Consider the following 21,033-nt stretch of genomic DNA (forward strand, 5'->3'; position numbering starts at 1 on the left):
TTCAACAGGATTCGCAACATCCTGCCAGTTCTCTTATGAACTTCTGTATATCACTATACAGACCAGACTATATCATCATCTTTTATATAAGATGCTCCCCATTTCGGATGTCATTGGCTTACACCCTACGCTTTTCAGCTAGTCGTTGCACGTTCCTTTGTTAAAGGCTTCGCTCAGTATTGTCTCTTTTGAGAGTTCCACTGAATTAAGGGAGTTTTCTATGAATGTCGCCACTCATAGGGACAATTTTTTATCCAATAGGTTATCTATATTCCAACTTTTAGTGTCGACTCCTGCAGACATGATTCCTTGGACTTCTTTAGCTGAAAATCCAGCTTGAACCATCTGATCCCCATATTCAGCGATAATATCTAATTGCTCTGGTGGAAATCCTGTTTGCAACAATGTATTAACTAATCCCAATGCTTCCTCATTAGTAATACCTAACGTTGCACCAATTTCATTGGTTTCTTGTATAAGTTCATTAAAATCAATTCCAGCATAGGATGCTGCAATAGTCGCTGCTCCTTTGACTACAGCTGCATTTGTTTCATCAGAAGCATCTTTATTCAATGCCCATTGTCTGCGAACTCCTTCTAATGCCTCTTCAGCATCGACACCATAAGTAGTAACACCTCTAATAGCTTCTTCTACTGATTTTTTTGAAGACTCTGGGACATCAAAAGTGATATCAATTTTTGTTTTTAAGCTCGACATATCCATTGCTTTTTCAACTGCTGTTGCGATTCCGCCACCAGCTGCCAATCCACCAATGACGTTTTCGAGTCCTACTTTGAGTCCTTCAAACTTCTTCTCTGTTCTTTCAGCTTCTTGTTGCAAATCCCTTAACTCGTTTCGAACTTGTTGAATTGAATTTCCAGCATCCACTGATCGAAGAGCACGTTGTAATTTTTCTATGTCAGCTTCTGTTCCTAATGCTTCCCGTCCAATAATTCCAATTGCTTGTTCTAATTGTTTACTTGTTGCTGTACCGCTTCTAATTGCGTTTACAAGACGATTACCTAATGCGCCTGCAAAATCATCAACGCTTTTTCCTGTAGCACTAAACAACGTTTCTAGTTGTCTTGTTGAACTCGCTACATTCTCTTGTTCAGCTTTCATGTTGCCGAGCTTATTTTTCAGACCATCAAGTGACCCTTGTGTAAATTCAATTTCACGCCTAAACGCGCGGTACTGTTCTTCAGAAATCTTTCCGTTTTGAAATTGCGCTTGAACTTGTTGTTCGGCTGCCTTCAATTTATCTAGCTTTTCTGTTGTATTTTCAATTTGTTGAGTCAATAACTTTTGTTTCTGAGCTAAAGCTTCAACATTGCCAGGATCGAATTTTAAAAGACGTTCTACATCTTTTAGTTCTTTAGCCAAGTTGTCACTCTGCTTATTTACATCTTTTAAAGCGTTTTGAAGACCTGTGGTTTCGCCGCCAATTTCAATCGTAATCCCTTTAATTCTTCCGGCCATAATCTAACCCCTTTCTTAGAATGAATCAAAGTCTTTTTGGTTTGCTTTTCTTACTTTTTCTTTGTCTGGATTCTCCATTTCAGCGAATTCAGCAATGTAATCAAAGCAATCACCAATTGTCATGACGTCCAGATCCCAATGCGTTAATTTCGCTTTATAACAAAGAGCAAGGAACGTATCAGTGGTTAATTCTTCATCACTGAATGTTCCTTGCTCTCCATTATTTTTCTTTATTTTTTTTTTGCGCCCATCGTACTTTGAATCATATCCATAATTTCCGGAATAATCTCTGAGATAGGGAATTCATCAAAACCGTCTAACCATGTAATTGGCTCAGCAATTTCTGGATTTGCTGTTTTTGCGTATAACCAAACTAAATCATAAACAACTTCAAAATCCAGTTTACTTGAATCAATATTTGCTAAATCAATAGTGGCTAGCGAACCCTCTTGAGGATTTGAAGGAGACAAAATCCCTAACTTAAACATATCAGCAAATAAATCACGTCTGAATTGCGCTTTATATCGTTTAACAGTAGCTGCTGTACTTTTTAATCGGACTTGTTTTCCGTCTATTGTAATTGTCTTTTCCACTCACTTACGCTCCCTTTTGTATCTCTACTGATTTTTTTGTATATACTTCTTTGAACCAATTATCATAAACTGCTTGTGTTGTTTTAGATGTAGTTTTTGTCTTAACCATACGTCTACCATTAATATCAATTGGACTAGAAACAAATTTAAGTTCATTCGTATTTGGTTCAGCTGAATTTGTTTTCGTCTTAGATGCAACTGTAGGACGACTTGCTGAATTGTTAAATAGAACATGACGAGTCGCTTTTTCATCTCCATCAAATTCAAATAACAATGCAAATTGTTTTCCTTTGGCATCAGCTAGTTCATTTAGTACACCATCTACTTCGTCTAACTCTTCACCTAAAACATCTACAGCAAATTTTTCTGGAATTGTAGCGATATTTAATGCACCATCATAGCCTTGGTTATTACTTGCTGAGTAGTAAAGCATGTCATCAGCATAGAACTCAATTAAATCCCCTCGTGGATCTAATGTTAGTTCAACAGCTCCTGGAATCGGAATTGGAGTTTTAAATTTTACTACCCCATCTAAAATTTCATACAATGCATAATAAACATTTTTTAAACCGAAAGTAACTTTGTTCTCACCCATTTATATCAACCTCATTTCATAAAATTTTTGATACATTTTTTCGGATTCAATAATCCCTTCGAATAGCGAATCGTATGGTATTTCATTATCATCAAGGACCTTTTCAAGTTTGGCTTCTGCAACTAAATCTTTTCTAGTTGTATAAAGCTCTATGTTTAAGTCATTTATCTTGTGATAGACCTTGTTGTCGGCCATTAAATTTGCTGATCCGTCCACAAGAAAACAAATATAAGGTGGCGCTGGAACTGGAGTAGTTGGTGTTGCTGTGAAATGCGAATAAGCCACAGGATATCCTGTAGCATCTAAAATCTTCTTTAATTCACCTAATGTCATTGTTGAACCGCCCTTTCCACACGCTCAACAAAATCATTAATCGCATGCTCTTCAGCTGGAGCAATGTGAACTTTTGGTGGAACACGCCCTCCATTGGCTTTCGCATGGCCAAATTCTAATAAATGTGCAACCTGATGCTTCGTTGCATTGTGAACAATAATTGCATCTCCCATTCTCTTTTTACGCCACCCTTTAGCATATTTACCCGTATCTTTAGGGCTTTTTTGCTTTAATTCTTCTACTAGGGCATCTGCTACTTTTTCCTTTGCAACCTCAATTTCCTCTTCAACAACATTCGCATATCTCTGTAACTCTCTTGCGATATCTGTTGATAGACTATCAATACTTCCCATTAAACTTCACCTCACACACGCTCTTGAGCAATAATAGTGAGCGTTTCATTACTTTCGCCATCATTAATTGGAGGATGTGTTATGTCAAAAATACGTCCTTTAAACTTAATTTTCATAGTTGTTTCAATGTCAGGCCGATATCGAATAATAAAACGGTACGTTCTTTCAGCTTGAGATGCTGCCGCTGCAAAATATTCTTTACCTAGCATTGTTTTAATATCTGCCCAACAAATAGCATAATCAACATCTTTCTCATCGATAACCTGCCCTAAGTCATCTTTACTCGTTTCACTTTTAATAAAAGTTATTCGATGTTTTCTGTTATTACTCAATCTCTTCGGCATCACTAAATACCTCCTGGACAAAGAAAGGTGTCATTGCATCTAAAGCTGCACTCAATTCTTTTTCGGATACACGATACTCATAAAAGATACCAGCACACATAATAACTAGATATTCTGTTTGCTCACCAGTTGCCTTGAGAACATAATTTTGTCCTTGTTTCAAATAAAATGAGAGCATAGAATCATCCATACCCTCATCCCATCTTATATGTTCTTTAAATTTACTAATTAAATCATCCATATTAAGCACCTGGTGTAGTTTGCTGTTTCAAGACGTACTTATAAACTGGAACTTCAAATGGAGAATGAATTAATTGAGCATCTAGTAAGTTCCAGATACGGAAACCTACACGGTTTGTACGTGAGAATAACTCAACTAACTTTTGTACCTCTAATGATCCAATGACATCTTGAATATAGAACTTAGAGAAGTCACCGAAATAGAATACTGGTATATCTGGTGAATCTGGAATATCAATTGCATCTTCTTCCTCAACAGGGAAACCTAATAACGTATAACCAATTCCGCCTTCAACTTGATTAAATGGACGAAGTAATGGGAATCCGTCATCTGTCTTCATTGTTTCAATTTTTGTTAGTGCTGCCGTATTTAACACCCATCGTGCTTTTTTACGTACTTCTTTAACAGGTGTATTTTTCATTTTTACTAATGCATCGTAAAGATTCTTTTCATCAGTTTTAAATTCAACAGCTTTCTTTGCTAATGCACCATCATTTATGTTATTAGCTTCATCGCCATTAACCATATATTGAGTTTCTTTACGAACATAAGCTTTTTTCAACTCGTCCATAACGATTTGTTCAATTGGTAAGCCTGTACGTGCTAATAATTTTTTCGTTACAGTAGCAAGTGCATCAAATTCTGTTGGAGATAGTTCGATTTCATCGAATTCAATATCTGTTTCTGGAATTTCGTTATTTGTTCGCTCATTTTTATGACCTTGAGCTTCTGCTTTCTTAACTAAAACAGGATACTTAATATTTTCTTTTGTTTTCACTCCCGTTCCTAATCGACGTAAGAAGTTTTCTTCTTGAGCATACGTAATAATTTCTTTACTTAAGAAATCTGGAATTGTAACAGAACCATTGCCAGTAACTAATCCTAATGCACGAGCTTCTCTTTCATCAATATTACCTACAATATAATTAGCAAAGGCGGAACGAGTTTCCTTTTCTTTGTTTTTAGTAGATTTATGACCTTTAGTAGAAAGACCTGTTGCAATAGCTGCCATGATTTCAGAACGTTCTTCTTTTGGAATTTCTCTTGATTGATTTGGATCTTCCTTTACTTCTGGATCTTCTTTTTTATCTGGATCGTCATCTTTCTTTTTGTCTGGATCTTCTTCCTTTTCGTCTGCTTCTAATTTTGCTAATTCATCAGCAAGAGTTTTCGCTTCTTCTGTTAATGCTTCCACTTCAGCCTTAACTGCTGCTAATTCTTCCGAACGAACTTCATCCTTTTCTACTTTCCCTTGTAACTCTGCTAATCGAGCTTTATTTCGCGCTTGAGATGCTTTTAAGATTTCTTTTAAGTTCATGTTAATTTTCCTCCAGGACTTTTTTTATTTGTTTAATAATGTTGTTTCTTTCTTCTGTATCATCTTCCACAACTGTTTTTACAACTGCTTCTTCACTTCTCATTTCAATCATGGCTGTATTTTCGCCCCTGGTTTCAATGGAAGTTGCAACATATGCTGGTGTCATATCCAAAATAGAAACTTCTAAGAGTTCTAATTCTTCAATAGATCGTTTTTGAACACCAGCTTCTCCCTCTTCCCAGGAGTCCTTTTCAGAAACAAAACCGAATGACCAGCCACGTAATTCTTTATTCCTTGCCTTCTCAATCACTTTTTCATCTGTAACCGTAGCAATAGCTCTTAAACCAATATTGTCTTCACACAATTCCAGATTGCCATTTTTAATGGAACCAAGATTTCGATTCTTATCGTGGTTAAAAAGCAAGTCCACATTCTTTGCTTTCTTTAACGCTTTTTCAAACGCCTTTGGGACAATTCTCTCTTTGAAATATCCCCTTGGAGAAGGCAACATTCGACTTTCTCTGTCCACAACATTCACATAACCATCAAGTATGACTTGATTCCCTCGGACCTCAATTTTCATTCTCTTCACCTCCTCCCAATGAACCATCGTTTGCTTCTTTCTTACCGATTTCAGTTAAATCATTTGAAATATAAATAGATTGTGATTCCTTTGTATTTTGTTTAGGGAATCCCAGCATATCGGCAACATTGTCAGGTGAAGTAATAGCGGTACGTACCAGGTTATAACCGATATTTGTTTTGTTGCTATAAGTAACAAAATCAAGAATATTAATCTTGAATTTGATTCGTTTCCCCGAATTTTGGCCATAAAAAAGAAGACTCAAATGGTCTTCAAAATTTTTCATTATTGGTCTAACTGCTTTATTGTGGATATACATCATTGCTTTCTCAATATCTTCTTTGATTAACTCTGTGTATGTATCCACATTTATACCTAAAAACTTACCCAAATCCTTTTTGTATACATTTAGGTATGCTAGAGTCTTTTCATCGTCTAACGGGCTTTTAAGCGTTTCTATTTCATAACCTTTTCCTAGAGGAATCATCTTAACTGACCTTGCATCATCAATTGATTCCAACTGATCTAAAATCTTTTTAATTAATTTTGACTGTGTACCATTCTGTGGATTGATATGCGCATCTAATTTTAATAGAAATGCTAGTAATCCACCTTTTTTGTACTTATCGGTCAAGGTTTTCTCAGCTGACATAACGCCCTCGAGTGTATCTCTTCCTAAATCAAGAAGACCTTTTCCTCTTAAATGATCTGCGCCAATATTTTTCACATGACGAATCATAAAAGAGGGAACCTCTTGACCACCAATATTAAAATGTTCTACTAAATTATCATCTAGCTCTGTAAACACATTTGAAGCTAAATGTATTTGAGTACCATTTAATATAGGGAACGTTTCTCCCTCGAGTAAATAGGTATTTGTCATTAATTTAATAAATTCAGATTGCGTTAAATAATTATTAGGATTCTTTAAAATACGAAGTGCAATATCATCTTTAATTTCATTACCAAATTCATCTTCCACAACAATATCAGCCAATACCATTTGATTACTGATGTCTTGTAACAATTCATATACATCACTAGATTGCAAGATGTTTGAATCTGTAACATACACACCGCCGTAACGAATACTTTTTCCTAAAACGTCATCCAGATAACCACGCTTTTCAGCTTGTCTAAATAAAAAATTTGAAAACCTATCTCTTAAACCCAATCTCTCACCGCCTTTCAATTAACGAACGTTAAAAGGATCCTAAACAACTTTTTGTTCGTATTTTAATTCCGTTTTTTCTTTGGCCAAAATTTTATAGTTCGTGTTTATCTATAAATATCATCTAAATATTCATCATACTCTTCATCTGGAATAGTATCTTCCATCATATTCAATGTTTCTTTATGACCAATTAACATGGCCACAAACCCATCGATATGCTCCGGTGATTTTCGTTTAGATGGTGTTTTTAAATTATTAATGTTTGTAATTATCTTCGCATTACTTGCACAGAAAATAAGTAAAGGATTGTCCGTTTTAATTCGGTCCTGGAGTAATAAAATTTCAAAGTCATCAAACGGTTCATTCATGTGAGTTGGGTACTGTGGAACTTCCACACATTGAATTCCGAGCATTTCCCACTTCTCAACAAGCTTTTCAGCCAGAGCTGGATCATAGTTTATTTGACGTAAATCAAAATTCTCGAATACCCATTCCACATACTGATTTACCATTTCTTCATCAACTGTTTTCCCAGGACAAATTGTTACAAAACCTTTTTCAGCTAATGCTTTATACGGAACGTTTCTTTGCTGCTCTTTATCTTCGATTCCAAACTCCGGAATAAAATACATTTGCTTAACGATTAATATTGCATTCCCTTCATCATCGTATGTTGGAATATTTATAGATACACAAGTTAAATCCGTGCGTCTTGATAAATCCACACCGACAACACAAGTTAATCCTTCAATATCATCTAAATAGTCCACAAGCATTTTATCCAGTTGGTCTTTATCGAAATATGTTTCAGCATAATTAACGAATACATCCAAATGCTTCGATAAGAACTCGGCCTTATTAAAGCTATTGTTTTGGGCTTCTTTAAATGCATTCTCAAGAAACTCCATGTTAACCGATACATCCATATTTGGATTAACCATTCGCCAAACATCACGGTCTGTCCATTCAAACTTTTTGTTCGGCTCATAGATCATCATGAACCAGGAATCATCTTTATCATCTTTTAAAACTTCTTTTGCATAAGTGTAAATTTGAGTTCCAAGCGAGCCGGTATTCTTTCCTGCTGTGGAAGTGATGATGTTGAGTGGTTCTTCTTGAGCAATCTGTGCTGAACGTAAGTTATCGTATTGTTCTCGGTCCATTTGAGCATGGACTTCATCAAAATAATTGATATACGGGTTTTTACCTTCGTTACCAGCGTTATCTTTTGTAAGAACTTTAATTACATTTGCATATTTAATGTCTTCTTCCACAAATGTGTATTTAATTGACTTAATTGTGTCTTCTTTACCTTTGTAAATACGAGTATCTGGCCTTAAATCTGGACTATTTTCAATAGTTAATGCAATTGGTCCGGCTGCATTCTGACATTGTTCAAAAGTATTAGCGGAAATATAACAATCAGCGCCTTTTACACCTTCTCCGTACATCGCATAAATAACTGGTGAACCGCCCATAATTGTTTTTCCGTTTTTCTTTGGAACCTGCAAATAAGCCGTACGAATTACTCGCACCGCTTTACCATCTTCATTATATTTTTGCCATCCATAGATGTTAGCAAAATAGAATTTTTGCCAGGACTCTAAAATTAATGGTTGTCCTGCCCATTTTCCTTTTGCATGTTTTAAGAATGTTTCTGTGAAATAAATCATTGCATTCGCTTTTTCAACATCGAACCAAATATCTCTTCGTTTCTTCCATTTCTTATATCGTTTGATTGCCAATTTAATAGAATCAGGATATAAGTGTGGGGCTGCATCTACTTCCGAAACGAATATATCAGCGTAATTTGTTTCAAAATCAATCATCGACTTTTCATCTTTCTAAATTGCACTAATTTATTGCTATCACTAGGCTCCGTGGACTCTTTTTCTGCTTTTCCTTTTTCAAGAAGAACCCCACTTTTTTTGATTAAATCTTTGTTCTTTCCGTCCAGTCCTAATTGCCCCAAATATTTCGCTTTTTGCTTAGACCAGACTTCAACTTGTTGAGCCAATGGATGTTTTGATTCTTTCACATCACCATTTACATTCTTTGTTTTTTGGACTGTTGGAAAGTTGGAATTCTTCCACAATCCATATTTGACGCTGTATATCTCAACTGCATCAAGATAAATTTCAATCAACGGATCAAGCGCTGGCGAATAAGTTCCGGCTTCAACCAAAACATCCATAATACGCTGCGCTTCTAATTCTTTTTTCTTTTCAGCTTCAATTACGACCTTCGATTTTCTGGCCATTCCTTAAATCACCACCTAAAAAAACGAATTTTTTTCAAAAAATCATTTTGAGGTGCGCGTTTGCACCCCCACTCCCTATCCCCCCATAAGGCCAGCGTTTCTTTTTTCGATAGGGGGGCTTATAGTTTCCAGTCGAACTTTTTCTTTTCCTGGTATTTTTCATTTGTTTCTCTTTCTACAATCGGATGACACTTAGAACAAAGTGTATCGATATTATCTGGATCTAATCTTAATGAAGGATTGATTTTAATTGGAACAATATGATGATGATGTGCTTGCTTACCAAACACAAACCTTCCACATCGTTGACACAATCCTTTGTCTCTTTGATAACAGAATGACTTTAAATCTTGCCAGGCTTTTGTACGATAGAATGATCTGTTCTTTGAATACACAACCGTCTTCTTCTGTTTACGTTTATGATTGAGACAGTATCGTCCTTTATCGATTAATGTCTTGCAGCCTTGTTCAGCACAGTACTTCATGATAGTAACTTAATGATGTCTTCTTTCTTTTTAACATCGGCTGGAATCTCAACATTAATCGATGCAGCATAATCACGTAACTCTTTCACTGTCATATCATCTAATTCAGTTACTTTAACATCAATCACTTTATCGTCAGCAAATTTAGCAATCATACTCTTTGGATTTGTAGTTACTTCGAATCCTGGTTCTTCACCCCTTGGAACAAATAGACTTCGCTTTTCTTCATTATGCCAATACTCTGTACCTGATATTGTTTTTCTTATTTCAGTAATCATTTTCCACTACACCACCTATGTAAATTTTATATAATAAAAAGCACCCACTTATGGATGCTTGATATATTCGTATTTATTTATAAAAATGTACAAAAAAACACAATAATTGCTAACTTTCTATTTACACGTATTGCGATACGTGTTATAATTAATTATAGATAAGGAGGTGATAATTTGAAAAGCGAAAGTTCAAAAGCAATAATCAAACGCCTAATGAAATCTGGATATGAATTACATAGCGTTCGTGGTAGCCACCACTACTACAAACATCCAGTTACAGGGATTAAGATTCCCGTCCCACATCCCCGTAAAGACTTAGGCGTTGGATTAACGCAAGCTATCTTGAAACAAGCAGGGCTGAAATAGCCCTCTCGTTTCAAATTTGAACTTAAACATATTATACACCAAACCAATTAAAAGAAAACTTATAAAGGAGAATAACTATGACTAAAGACTATTATGCATTTCCCGCTAGATTTCACTTTAATATTGATGATAGTGTACTTGTAACTTTCCCTGATTTACCTGGTTGCATGACAAGCGGTAAGAATCAAGAAGATGCTTTAATAATGGCTAGAGATGTATTAGGTGGTTTCTTATCAATAATGGAGGAAGATAACGATCCAATCCCTTCACCTTCTCAAATAACAGATATCATAAATGAAAATAGTAATGAGCATATTTTATTAATTGATGTTAGAATGCCCCCATATAGAAACAAAGATAATGTAAAACTAAAAAAGAAAACATTAACTATTCCACAATGGCTTGATGATGAAGCTGTAAACAAGAATATAAATCAATCTAAATTATTAACAGAAGCTTTAAAACAAACGCTAGGATATAATGACAAAACTAATACACCATAAAGGACGCCATATAAGCGTCCTCTTTTTTATATAATTAAAAGCACTCCATAAGGAATGCTTCAAATATTTCATATACTCTTATATAAAAATATCATTAGTAATATTAATGGTAAAAAGAGCAAGGTGTATTTTTTAAATCCCTCTCTAAATTTATACAATAATATTTCCATTTTATATTTCTTTTCATGTTCAGGCTTGCATGTCATATAGTCAACGCTAATATGATTTTCTTTTTCCAAAATTAACTTTTCATAATCTCGGTGAAGCTCCTTTAATTTAACTTGAGTGATTGAACTTGGATTAGCTTCTAATCTTTGCAGTTTATTTAATAACACATTTAATTGTTGATAGTTATTTTCAAAATTACTAGCACGTTCCTTATAATTTTTAACTCCCAAAAACATAGTGAAAAATGTTAATGATAAAGAAGATATTAGCAATATTTTTGTTATATTTCCTTCTCCATCAATAAACCATATAGACAAAAGTAAAACTACTAAAGAATAGAAGTATGAGGTTTTTTCGAAAAACTCATGTTTCTCTCTTAATCTACCTGAAGCTTTTATCCTTGATCTTCTAGTTAAATCAACCCTTCTCTTCAATTCATTAAATACATCCATGTCATTAATAATTGTATCTTGTTGTGTAATGTGTAAAACTTGCTCACTAACCTTTTGTTCAGTACTCATTCAAACATCCCTCCGACACTAATCATAATGTAGTTGGTAATGTTTGTCACCATTATATATAGACATAATAAAAGAGCAACCGTGCACCAGTTGCCCTTTCGTCAATTTCTTATGTTATTACTATAATTCATTTTTTCAAGGGTTTGTATAATGATTACTTACCTTAAGTAAATGTTAAGTTCTATTTGAGTACTCAACCTTTTCTCTCATAGCAGCATGTTTGTTGTAAATGTACTGTGAACTGTAGTTAAGTTCTTCAGCAATCTTTTCTAATGTCATGCCTTCCACATATTTGAGATATGCAATTCTATGTTCCAACCCTTTGAAGGTATTAATTAATTTTTTCAGTTTATACATGTCATTCATCTTATGTGCTAACTCGTATTCAATTGCTTCAATACGTTCTTCTACCTTTGCACCTTCCGATTCAGCAGTTAAACGTACATCTCGCAAATCACCACTGACCCAGCGTTTTAATTCAGCTTTTGTTTTATCTAAGTTGTAATCTAGATACGCAACTTCTTGTTCTAATTCTTGATATACCTTTAGCCAGTTAAACAAATGATGATTCACCTACTTTCTATTCAAATAACGCTTTTATAACACTTCATCATGATTAATTTGTTTTGAAATAACTTTAGCTTCATGACCGTAATATCCGTTATGTTCGTTGTAAGCTACAAATTGGAGAGTCCCTTTAGATGTGACGATATCGACAAACATTACATCACCTTCAAAATACTCACTTTCTATATCCAAATCATGCTTTTCAAGAAGCCCCTCTTTTAATTCTGTATCAGTTATTTTTACATCAATAAGTTGTGCTCCTATAAAATCATTGAAGTCATCTTCTGACATAAAGTAACCAAAGTTTTCACAACAAGATTGTTCATCATCAATCAATAACTTGATTACTTGTTCGTTTGTTGTTATAGCGTAACCACCCATGCTTGACCATCTTACTTTCTCTTGATGTTCTTCAATTTTTAAAATCTGTTCCATTTTCCATTCCTCCGATTCTTATAAAATTCAAATTGTATTAATATCCTGAGCCGAAGCCCAGGACAAATATTTATTCAGCGATACTTCCATCTCCAACAATTTTCAATTGACCAGAAGCAACATCCGTGGTTCCATCTGGTTTAACACTGTACTCTACGCCTTCATGCGGCTCTTCAAAACTCATTTGTCCTTCTGGAACATCATCATTTTGCGGACGACTCTCCATTACTTCTTTAGGAGTTTGATAAGCGAAAGTTAAATCAATCAAGAAATACTGACCGTATTTGTTATATTTCTCTGCGATTTTGTGCATTTGAAGGTTGTCATTTTCTTTAGCAGCTGCAATAATTTCCTCCGCCTCTTCACGTGTATCTGCATAATGTTGTTCCTTTTGATTAAGTTGTACTTTTGCCATTGATAATTCCCCCTAATTAATAATCGTTTTTTGTTTTTTACGAAAATAAATCATTATTTATATGACGCCCTTCTTCAGATATTCACGAGCCATGTATAAGAAATGATGATATATGTAATTACCTGTTGTAGCTGGCTCAATAAATACTGTTGAAAATCCATATCGCACTTCAAATGTTTTTAAACTACCAAGCAACGCTTCTGGTTTGTATTGGCTTATATACTCACCTTTTAATATTTTTTGATAACCTTTTAGATCCTCCACAAGTAGCACAAATGGATGTTTAGCAGCGCGAATCAATTCATTTTCAAACCTTGTACGATCTTTAATCGATTGAACTAATTCATCTACACCATTTTTACGTTCTACCCCAGCACTTAAATAAATATCTCGTGTAATACCCATTTCAAGATTCTTAGGAATTACCGCTGAATAATCAGCTGTATCAATTTTTCTAAGTCTGAATTTAACATCCTTTTTACGGAAATAATCAAGTACATGTTGATTTTTCTGCTCCCTTGTATCTACCATGATTTCTAATGTATCCAGGATTTCCTTTAACTCTTTTTCTGAATATCGATAATGAATTGCTGGCATTTATTTCACCTTCCTAAAATGCAACATTGCACGATTGAATATTGCTTGTGAAAGCTCGTCCGTTAATTTATTTTCATAGTTGGCCACAGATTCTTTTACATATAACCAACCATTAAGTGAGAAGTTTAATGTTAATTCCATAACCAATCTTGCTGCAGCTTCATCATGATTCAACCAATTATTAATTTTTGGATTTATGTCTTGCTCAACACCGATAAAAAAATTAATAATTTTATCTATCGTTTGTTTTACTGCATGATCTTGGTCCGAATAATTCCCTTGCAAATATTTAATAATACGTAGCTTGTATTCTTTAATAACTGATTCAATTTCAGGAGCAACCTTTTCATGGTTCTCAATGTATAAATCATTTCCATCAAGAACGAGCTTCGCTCCCATCGATTGAACATCAACACATATCTGTTTTGGATGCATATTACACCTCTTTTTTTAAAGGGTTATCGAGGGTTACTAAGTTTTTTATTCAGTAACCCACTACAAAACCAGTCGTATCAAGGGTTCAAGGCTTTTTTTAGTCATCAAGGTTACTAAGATTACTTGGTTATCTATTAAAGCCCTATATATATATTATTTTTTTATTTATTTATTTTCTTATAGGCTGTTATAGAAAATTCAGTAACCCTCAGTAACCCATAGTCTATAAACCTTGATATAACAAAGTTTATATGGGTTATTAAAAAAATAGTTTAGTAACCCTTAGTAACCCAAAATCAAACTTTTTTCCTATTTATAGGAGTTATGTTATTCTTCTCTTCTTTTTCCTCACCAGAAAACAGACTAGCTCCTGCAAATTCGTTTAATGTCATTCCATGAATAAAGGTTTTATTTTTTGATCCTTTTTCTTTTTTAAACCCACGAATTTCTAACTGACGATAAAAAGCACGATTCTTTAAATCCATCTCGTTATTTTGATAGCACCATTTTGTATAATTTTCATAAAGTAACTTTGCTTCAACTCTTGCTGTCGAATACACCGCACAATTTTCATCGATAAATGGTCCGAGTATATCCATATCTTCACGATATTCTGCTGTCGCTGCCTTCACGGCTTCAGGAGCACGCAACCCTTCGGCCTGCCACTTCATGCAGCCTTCCACTGCCCAACGCAAAACACCTGGCATTTCTTTTGCTAATTTATCTGGTAAATCATAATCAATCTTGTCTTTAGGTATAGTTACAGTAAAAGGAATAAGCATAATCCTTCTCCAAATACCTTCATCCGAACCTTTAACAATTGGCTTATGGTTGGTAGTGAAGAAAACTTTAAACTCTGGTGTAAACTCAAAATATTCCTGGCGTAAGAAACGTGCAGACATTTTCTCCCCACCGGTGATTTGTTTAACCAGCGCTTCTGATAACTGTTGCCCTTCTTCACTCTCAACAGCCGATACAAAACGAGCTCCATCTAATCTAGCCACATCATTATTGATTCCTGAATCATTTCTCTTTTTTAAGAAGGTGTCACTGTTTGTCTGTCTTCCATAATCACCGAGTAGATCCTGGATGATATTAATAAAAGTAGACTTACCATTACGGCCATTACCAAATAAGAAAAACATTACTTGTTCTTTTGTTACACCGGTTAATGAATAACCAATAGCTTTCTGCAGGTAGTTAATTAATTCATGATCTGCTTCACCTGTAGATGTTTTAAAAATACTTTCCAAGAAAGCTTTCCAGTTCGGACACTCAGCATTTTTGTCATACTTGATTGGAGAAATCTTTGTTAATAACAAGTCACGGTTATGTGGTAATAATTCACCAGTCTTTAAATCGATAACTCCGTTATCACAGTTAAATAAAAAGTTATGTGCATCTAATTCTTTCTTTTTCACTGATACCATCGGTCTTACATCCAATATGCTATTTATCCTAATTGACCGTCTTTCACACTTCTTAGCCCAATCATGCAGTAACTTTGATTGATATTTATCTTCTGTAGCCTTTGCTTCTCCATATATAGCTCTCAACGTTTTGGCCGTGATAGCTTCAATTTGTCTCTTACTATCCTCATGCCAATGCTTACCGTTCCATATAAGCCATTCCAACTCGTTACAGTACCGAACATTTTCGCCATGATAATATGCGATACGTTCAGCATTTCCTAACTCAGTTAAATGAAACTTTGGCGCTTCATCGATAATTTCCTCAGTATCTTCAATTGAGTTATCAGAAATGTAAACTTCATACTTTTTCTCTTCAGGTGGTTCATAATCAGCTATTGTGGAAGGAGTTGAAAGAATCGCTGTATCGATTGTCATTTGCCCATATGTACGGCCATCACTTGAATGTGGTTTATCCCACTTCTCACGAAGTAAGGAAGATTCTCTAAACATTGAATCCATCTTCGCAGCATCTTTATCCGTCCAAAATGCTAAATGATTACATAAGGCCATATCAGTTGAGGAATGATCACCGTTAATCAACATGCCCTGGAATAAATCTTTAATGGATGCACCACTTTTACTATCAAACATTCGCTCCCATAATTCCGCGTTCGATAGACTAGTAATGTCTTCTCGTTCAAATGAAGTAGTACTTTGTTTCTTTTCAGGCTTTGGCTTTTCTTTCAAATACTTCTCAAATAAAACTTTTAATTCATCCGTTCTATCCTCCACAGGGACTTGATCCAGGCAATCACCGGTGAAAGTAAAATATCTTCCATGCCTGTATACTTCTAATCCAATATCAACATTTTTCCGGCCTGTACCTGGTCCTTTTAATGGCAGCTTACCTTTTGCAATAATGTGGATGCCATCACCACTTGGTGAATATTCCGTGTAACTATTTACGATTTCAATAACATCCTCAGCTAAACTTGTAAGAGCACCTTCCTGAATACAATGGTCAATATCTATTCCGATGAATGGATCATCCTTTGAAAACATAAATCCAATTCCGTCATAATCTCCTTGTTCATAGAATTTTATGATTGTCGGGAACGTTGACCAACTTCGTTTATTATTTGATTGAGCCATTTCCCCATTGATTTGATAAGGAACTTTTGTTTTCTTACCATTTCTTACTTCTGACCGCCATAAGATCCAATGAGGAGTGTTTTTAAGCTCTGCCGGTATTTGATTAAATTTGTATCTCATTTGATTTTCTCCCTTTGGAAAAGGGAGCCATTAGTAGCTCCCTCCTATTTGAATCTTGTTAATTAATTTTTAGAATGGTACATCATCATCTGAAATTTCAACGTTAGTACTTGGAGCTGCTACTTCAGAAACCTTAAATCCTTTTACCTCCGGATATTTTTTACCGTTATATTCACGCTCACCTACTACTAATCGCAATGGTTTATTCAGGAATGTATCAGCCCATTCCTTATAGCTGCTAAATTGCATTCCATCTGGGAATTGTGCTGCCTTTGATGCTGCTTGGAATCTCCACATTGCTTTTTCTGTAACAGTAAAATTATCAAACAGAATCTTTTGACCTTGGAATGGTTGGTCCACATCGCTGCGAATCTCGTAATCAACGATTACTCGGTTATTACCTGACTCTGCTTGCTTTAATTCATAATTAACAACCGTTACCTCATATTCACCTGGCTTAATTACCTCAAATTCTGTTGCTTGACTGTGATCTACTTTAAACATTATTTTTCCTCCTTGTTGTTAAAAACTTGTAATCTATCTAAAGCAGCATTTAAATATTTAAGATTGAAATCTTGGAGTTTTTGTTTTGTTTTAAACTCAATTTCATCTAGCATCTTCGCTGCTTCATCACTGGATTCAACAATTTCTATAATTTTTGCAATAAGAGCATTTCTTTCATTCTCTTGCTCCGCTCTTACATCCACACCCAGTTCTAACCATTTATAAATGATTGCACCATGCTCCGGCTTAATTAATTCACCATTTTCATTTATTAAATTAGAATTATCTTTAGTTGGTGTAGCTGTATGGTTTTGCTCCATACGTAGAACAATCATGAATTCGTACTCCAAATCATCTTTCTGAATTGGTTTTAATCCTAACTTACGAATTTGAAGCTTATCATTATCATCACGCTCAGCTTGATATTCTTGCTTAGTACGTAACGTAGCGATAATATGAACATCATTTTCTGTAAGTGATTTAATGAACTCTTTAATAACCGGCTTCATTGTTTTCCAATCTTGAAAACGGCCACCTAAATCTTGCTGCTGGTCCAAGATACCTCCGATACCTTCCCAAGCATGTGAAAGACTATCTGCAATGACTACTTCACAACCATTTTTCTTTAATAATTCAATTGCTTGTTGGTATCGCACTGTGGAATATGGAGCATCAAGTTCTACATATTTAAAGCTACCAATCTTGTAACCTTTAATTGTATTGTTTGCATAAAGAAGCGAACGTTTATGTTCTGTATCGATAACACCAATCTTCTTCCACAATTCTTCTTCTAGTAAATCAGGATAAGCTTCTTTCATCATTCCATATGCCAGGATTAAAGAAGTTAATGTTTTACCTCCGCCACTTGCACCGAACAATGCTATACAAGCTTTCAGCTTTTCACGTTGTGCATCTGTTACTTGCAACATATTTATACCTCCACACTATAAGAAATGGACTCAGGCTTAATCGTCACCCCTGGGACAATTTGTCCATCCTCATCCACAACTACTTTTTCACCGCTGATTTCCGCAATCTTGAATTTCTTCTTCAAGTCACCCCATTTAACTTCCGTCTTTAGACAATCATCAAGATGGTTTTCAATAGCGTATTGAAGTACCTGCTCTTTATCTTTTTGCTCTGGCGCTTCACTACTCTTACGAGTCTTGGATTTACCGTAAGGCGTACTAATAGTTTTCTGCTTTGGATCCGCTGCAAGTTGTTCCGCATGGTAACGATGGATATGACTTTCAAAGAAACTAATGCTATCGTGGATAGGCTTTAATTCTTTTTGCTCCCATTGTGCAATACGGTCACGTTCAATATTTGCCAACGTTGTAATTTTCTTTTCTTCCACTTTAAGTGCAGTCAATTTACGAAATGCCCAATTAAGACCTTCCAAATCACTAATTTCAAATTGCTTCTCCGCATCCTGTAATTCATCAACTTCCGCTAATTCAATTTCTTGTAATGAGTTCATCGATATTACCCCCAAATTTATTTTTCATTTCCTGTGTGCTATACAGCGAATAATATGTAAAACCGTTATTATCAAAAGAAACTTCAAAAGGATAATCCTTGGATACGCGACTTACTATCGTAGGCTGTACTTCCGCTTCCTGTAGCAAGAATTCAAATACCTTGTGAGTTACATGTACTTGATTATCACGAACGCTGATAATTCCTTTATCATATGCATTGTGGATGGCTTGCACACTTTCAGTGATTGTTTTAATATCCATCAATAAAACGCTCCTTTACATGAAATCAATTCATGCTATAATGACTGTGAATTTTGTTTTTCTAAATCACCTGTTGGCGCAGGTGGTTTTTCTTTTTATACCGCCCGAAAGCATTCAACATTTTGTTCCGCAATTAAGTAATTCGTTAGATTCCCTTCAAGTACGGCATTCTGTCCAAACATAAAATACCTATCATCTTGCTTAATTTCACAACCATAGAAATCTTCAATTGGATGATCAGGTTCTTTAGTAGATTCCTTTCCACCAATGTCTTCCACAAATATTGCATCGATATTACTCACACTAATGTGGAATGGTACTGTCGGAGTTGCACCTTCATATTCAATTCCTGATAAAAATCCAAAACTATTTTTAAATGTTTTAAATTGCTCTACTGTAAAACTTGCTTTGGCACCTGATTTAAAAACTAATGTTACTTCCTTCAATTAACTCACCTCCCTTCATATGCATCATTTAGACCGCTTACGTTCTCCCATTTTGCTGTAAATCTCAGCGATGATTAAACCTGTTTTAGTTAGTTCAACATCGTTTGATATTAAATGATTCTGATTCATTCGAGTCAGTTGCGCCCTAGTAATTAATTGCAAGTTATCCAATACAATATTTTTTTTATTGCTGTCTAAAAAAATAAGGCAATGTTCTTTTGGTATGGGACCATGTTCCTTTTCCCACAAGACTCTGTGTTTGTGCCTCCACCGTTTGTGCCAAGGACCTTTATCCGAAACCTTGACTAGTACGTAACCATCACGATCGATTCGTTCACTACCGACTGGTTTATAATTTGTTGCTTGTTGTCCTTTTTTAAATTGCGTCTCAACTCCACCCCTCGTAAGGCCTTTTTTACCCTTATTAAAAGGAACGTGACCTTTTTCAAAGTGGCCAGTTAAACCGCTGGAAATTTTATTATTTTTCTTAAATGTTTTTATTTGTTTTATTGAAATACTCAAATCAAATTCTTTATTTATTAAGTTCGTTAGAGCCTGATTAGACAATCCTTTTGCATTTTCTCGAATAAAAGCCACTTGTTCATCGTTAAAAAGTTTCGCCATCCTTTACCCCTCCAACATTTTTGGTTTGGTAAGATCCTTTGATTTGTATTCTGTATGAAACTTTTGAGCGTTTAACACTAAAGTTCCATTCGAAATGATTTGATTAGCTACGCTTGTTATAGAACGAGCCCTTTCTATTTCCTCGACTAATTTATCTCCCACTAAGTCCTCATCACTTAAACGCTCGAGTTGAGCAAATAAATGATTATTCAAGTCACCTAGCGTATTTCTCATTTAACTCACATCCCTTCGAATTGAAACCTTACGGTTCATTTCCCTTAGCTGACACTTTGCTTCTAATTCAGTAATAAGTAATAACGCTGGACTATTTCTCATTTCTGCACATCTTTTTACAACTTCTGATGCTTTCATTAATTTACTTGCGGATAGTACTCCGTTCATGATTGGTCACCTTCCTTATAAATGAATTGTGTAGACAAAACTCCATCTTTTAAAACAACTTTACTTTCATAATTCGACAAAAATTTTTCATCAACTGACGACTCTACTTCTTCGTCATATCTCCAATATCCAGCCCGAAGTAGAAAATCAGAAAAACCTTCTGGAATAGGTAATTCATAGCCATCTAAAGTTATTCTAGTTACCTCAATACCTTCTCTAATAATCATTTAATACACCTTCTACATTTCAAGAGTGACTCCACCTCCAACTCTACTTAAAGTAGAGTCTACATTAAAAAAAATTTGATCATAACTAATTTCTAGCAAATCACAAATTTTCTTTGCATTTCCTACAGTCACCTCATCAGGGTGATTTTCCATGTTTCTATAAGTTTGAACATGGACATTTAGCTGTTGCGCCATTTCATTTTGCGTAAAACCTTTTAGTAATCGCGCTTGTTTAATAGTGAGAATCATCACTGTCACCTCGTTTCTATTCGCTTGTAAACTCATAATAATCTACTAAAAGTAGAATGTCAACACTAAAAAAACTATATTAATCTACTTTTATACTATATTCCAGAATTTA

33 protein-coding genes are annotated in these 21,033 nt (G+C 34.8%); 2 read left to right on the forward strand and 31 right to left on the reverse strand.

Annotated features, from left to right (window positions below; genetic code table 11):
• Positions 1-234: 234 nt before the first annotated feature.
• The 14 genes from MKY21_RS25995 to MKY21_RS26060 form a co-directional block, all read right to left on the reverse strand.
• Entirely contained in the window at positions 235-1,482 is a 1,248-nt protein-coding gene (locus MKY21_RS25995) for a hypothetical protein (protein WP_098316054.1), read from the reverse strand.
• A gap of 227 nt (positions 1,483-1,709) precedes the next feature.
• Positions 1,710-2,072, reverse strand: a complete 363-nt coding sequence (locus tag MKY21_RS26000; RefSeq protein WP_016084513.1) for a hypothetical protein — start codon at positions 2,070-2,072, stop codon at positions 1,710-1,712.
• Between the two features lie 4 nt (positions 2,073-2,076).
• Entirely contained in the window at positions 2,077-2,667 is a 591-nt protein-coding gene (locus MKY21_RS26005) for a major tail protein (RefSeq protein ID WP_098506942.1), read from the reverse strand.
• Positions 2,668-3,000 (reverse strand): hypothetical protein, encoded by a 333-nt coding sequence (locus MKY21_RS26010; RefSeq protein WP_341077678.1) that lies wholly within the window; start codon positions 2,998-3,000, stop codon positions 2,668-2,670. It abuts the gene before it with no gap.
• Positions 2,997-3,353 (reverse strand): HK97 gp10 family phage protein, encoded by a 357-nt coding sequence (locus MKY21_RS26015; protein ID WP_341077679.1) that lies wholly within the window; start codon positions 3,351-3,353, stop codon positions 2,997-2,999. Before MKY21_RS26015 ends, MKY21_RS26010 begins: the two co-directional genes overlap by 4 nt.
• Before the next feature lie 11 nt (positions 3,354-3,364).
• Positions 3,365-3,697, reverse strand: coding sequence for a phage head closure protein (locus MKY21_RS26020; RefSeq protein ID WP_341077681.1), 333 nt, complete (start codon positions 3,695-3,697; stop codon positions 3,365-3,367).
• Positions 3,678-3,938: a head-tail connector protein gene (locus MKY21_RS26025; protein ID WP_086405524.1), complete on the reverse strand. Its 261-nt coding sequence runs from the start codon at positions 3,936-3,938 to the stop codon at positions 3,678-3,680. Before MKY21_RS26025 ends, MKY21_RS26020 begins: the two co-directional genes overlap by 20 nt.
• A 1-nt stretch (position 3,939) precedes the next feature.
• Complete coding sequence (locus MKY21_RS26030; RefSeq protein WP_341077689.1) at positions 3,940-5,256, reverse strand: phage major capsid protein; 1,317 nt, start codon at positions 5,254-5,256, stop codon at positions 3,940-3,942.
• Between the two features lies 1 nt (position 5,257).
• Positions 5,258-5,839: an HK97 family phage prohead protease gene (locus tag MKY21_RS26035; RefSeq protein ID WP_341077691.1), complete on the reverse strand. Its 582-nt coding sequence runs from the start codon at positions 5,837-5,839 to the stop codon at positions 5,258-5,260.
• Positions 5,829-7,013 (reverse strand): phage portal protein, encoded by a 1,185-nt coding sequence (locus MKY21_RS26040; protein WP_341077693.1) that lies wholly within the window; start codon positions 7,011-7,013, stop codon positions 5,829-5,831. The genes MKY21_RS26035 and MKY21_RS26040 overlap by 11 nt, the downstream gene beginning before the upstream one ends.
• Before the next feature lie 104 nt (positions 7,014-7,117).
• Complete coding sequence (locus tag MKY21_RS26045; RefSeq protein WP_341077695.1) at positions 7,118-8,842, reverse strand: terminase large subunit; 1,725 nt, start codon at positions 8,840-8,842, stop codon at positions 7,118-7,120.
• Entirely contained in the window at positions 8,839-9,273 is a 435-nt protein-coding gene (locus MKY21_RS26050; protein WP_341077697.1) for a P27 family phage terminase small subunit, read from the reverse strand. Before MKY21_RS26050 ends, MKY21_RS26045 begins: the two co-directional genes overlap by 4 nt.
• Positions 9,274-9,392: 119 nt before the next feature.
• Positions 9,393-9,758, reverse strand: coding sequence for an HNH endonuclease (locus tag MKY21_RS26055; protein ID WP_000872542.1), 366 nt, complete (start codon positions 9,756-9,758; stop codon positions 9,393-9,395).
• Positions 9,755-10,036, reverse strand: coding sequence for a hypothetical protein (locus MKY21_RS26060; protein ID WP_098434446.1), 282 nt, complete (start codon positions 10,034-10,036; stop codon positions 9,755-9,757). The genes MKY21_RS26055 and MKY21_RS26060 overlap by 4 nt, the downstream gene beginning before the upstream one ends.
• 174 nt (positions 10,037-10,210) lie before the next feature.
• On the opposite strand from MKY21_RS26060, the gene MKY21_RS26065 reads away from it, so the two are divergent.
• Both MKY21_RS26065 and MKY21_RS26070 read left to right on the forward strand, forming a co-directional pair.
• Positions 10,211-10,402 (forward strand): type II toxin-antitoxin system HicA family toxin, encoded by a 192-nt coding sequence (locus MKY21_RS26065; protein ID WP_000834382.1) that lies wholly within the window; start codon positions 10,211-10,213, stop codon positions 10,400-10,402.
• A 77-nt stretch (positions 10,403-10,479) separates the two neighbouring features.
• Positions 10,480-10,905, forward strand: coding sequence for a type II toxin-antitoxin system HicB family antitoxin (locus MKY21_RS26070; protein ID WP_137000173.1), 426 nt, complete (start codon positions 10,480-10,482; stop codon positions 10,903-10,905).
• Positions 10,906-10,973: 68 nt separating this feature from the next.
• On the opposite strand, the gene MKY21_RS26075 is transcribed toward MKY21_RS26070, so the two are convergent.
• The 17 genes from MKY21_RS26075 to MKY21_RS26155 form a co-directional block, all read right to left on the reverse strand.
• Positions 10,974-11,594 (reverse strand): SLATT domain-containing protein, encoded by a 621-nt coding sequence (locus tag MKY21_RS26075; protein ID WP_199717428.1) that lies wholly within the window; start codon positions 11,592-11,594, stop codon positions 10,974-10,976.
• A 174-nt stretch (positions 11,595-11,768) separates the two neighbouring features.
• Positions 11,769-12,155, reverse strand: a complete 387-nt coding sequence (locus tag MKY21_RS26080) for a hypothetical protein (RefSeq protein WP_341077706.1) — start codon at positions 12,153-12,155, stop codon at positions 11,769-11,771.
• 36 nt (positions 12,156-12,191) lie between these two features.
• Positions 12,192-12,596, reverse strand: coding sequence for a DUF7448 domain-containing protein (locus MKY21_RS26085; protein WP_341077708.1), 405 nt, complete (start codon positions 12,594-12,596; stop codon positions 12,192-12,194).
• Positions 12,597-12,666: 70 nt separating this feature from the next.
• Entirely contained in the window at positions 12,667-13,011 is a 345-nt protein-coding gene (locus MKY21_RS26090) for an organic solvent tolerance protein OstA (protein WP_341077710.1), read from the reverse strand.
• Positions 13,012-13,068: 57 nt separating this feature from the next.
• Complete coding sequence (locus tag MKY21_RS26095) at positions 13,069-13,608, reverse strand: ERCC4 domain-containing protein (RefSeq protein WP_341077713.1); 540 nt, start codon at positions 13,606-13,608, stop codon at positions 13,069-13,071.
• Positions 13,609-14,043, reverse strand: coding sequence for a hypothetical protein (locus tag MKY21_RS26100; protein ID WP_086405512.1), 435 nt, complete (start codon positions 14,041-14,043; stop codon positions 13,609-13,611).
• A gap of 296 nt (positions 14,044-14,339) precedes the next feature.
• A complete protein-coding gene (locus tag MKY21_RS26105) occupies positions 14,340-16,727 on the reverse strand; it encodes a phage/plasmid primase, P4 family (protein ID WP_341077714.1) in 2,388 nt (795 codons plus the stop codon).
• Positions 16,728-16,796: 69 nt separating this feature from the next.
• Positions 16,797-17,231, reverse strand: coding sequence for a DUF669 domain-containing protein (locus MKY21_RS26110; protein WP_053514276.1), 435 nt, complete (start codon positions 17,229-17,231; stop codon positions 16,797-16,799).
• Positions 17,231-18,160 carry an AAA family ATPase gene (locus MKY21_RS26115; RefSeq protein WP_063676110.1) on the reverse strand — a complete coding sequence of 310 codons (930 nt, stop codon included), beginning with the start codon at positions 18,158-18,160 and terminating at the stop codon, positions 17,231-17,233. Before MKY21_RS26115 ends, MKY21_RS26110 begins: the two co-directional genes overlap by 1 nt.
• 2 nt (positions 18,161-18,162) lie before the next feature.
• Positions 18,163-18,711, reverse strand: a complete 549-nt coding sequence (locus tag MKY21_RS26120; protein ID WP_341077716.1) for a host-nuclease inhibitor Gam family protein — start codon at positions 18,709-18,711, stop codon at positions 18,163-18,165.
• A complete protein-coding gene (locus tag MKY21_RS26125) occupies positions 18,689-18,973 on the reverse strand; it encodes a hypothetical protein (protein WP_151617093.1) in 285 nt (94 codons plus the stop codon). Before MKY21_RS26125 ends, MKY21_RS26120 begins: the two co-directional genes overlap by 23 nt.
• Positions 18,974-19,068: 95 nt before the next feature.
• A complete protein-coding gene (locus MKY21_RS26130; RefSeq protein WP_016125195.1) occupies positions 19,069-19,419 on the reverse strand; it encodes a YqaI family protein in 351 nt (116 codons plus the stop codon).
• 24 nt (positions 19,420-19,443) lie between these two features.
• Positions 19,444-20,043 (reverse strand): HNH endonuclease signature motif containing protein, encoded by a 600-nt coding sequence (locus MKY21_RS26135; protein ID WP_341077724.1) that lies wholly within the window; start codon positions 20,041-20,043, stop codon positions 19,444-19,446.
• Positions 20,044-20,046: 3 nt separating this feature from the next.
• Positions 20,047-20,277, reverse strand: a complete 231-nt coding sequence (locus MKY21_RS26140; protein WP_098213900.1) for a hypothetical protein — start codon at positions 20,275-20,277, stop codon at positions 20,047-20,049.
• Positions 20,278-20,445, reverse strand: coding sequence for a hypothetical protein (locus MKY21_RS26145; protein ID WP_341077729.1), 168 nt, complete (start codon positions 20,443-20,445; stop codon positions 20,278-20,280).
• Positions 20,442-20,672 (reverse strand): hypothetical protein, encoded by a 231-nt coding sequence (locus tag MKY21_RS26150; protein WP_242280653.1) that lies wholly within the window; start codon positions 20,670-20,672, stop codon positions 20,442-20,444. Before MKY21_RS26150 ends, MKY21_RS26145 begins: the two co-directional genes overlap by 4 nt.
• Positions 20,673-20,684: 12 nt before the next feature.
• Positions 20,685-20,921, reverse strand: coding sequence for a helix-turn-helix transcriptional regulator (locus tag MKY21_RS26155; protein ID WP_086389734.1), 237 nt, complete (start codon positions 20,919-20,921; stop codon positions 20,685-20,687).
• Positions 20,922-21,033 lie beyond the last annotated feature (112 nt).

Origin of the sequence: Bacillus sp. FSL R9-9497 (assembly GCF_038005805.1) — a bacterium.
Lineage (GTDB): Bacteria > Bacillota > Bacilli > Bacillales > Bacillaceae_G > Bacillus_A > Bacillus_A cereus.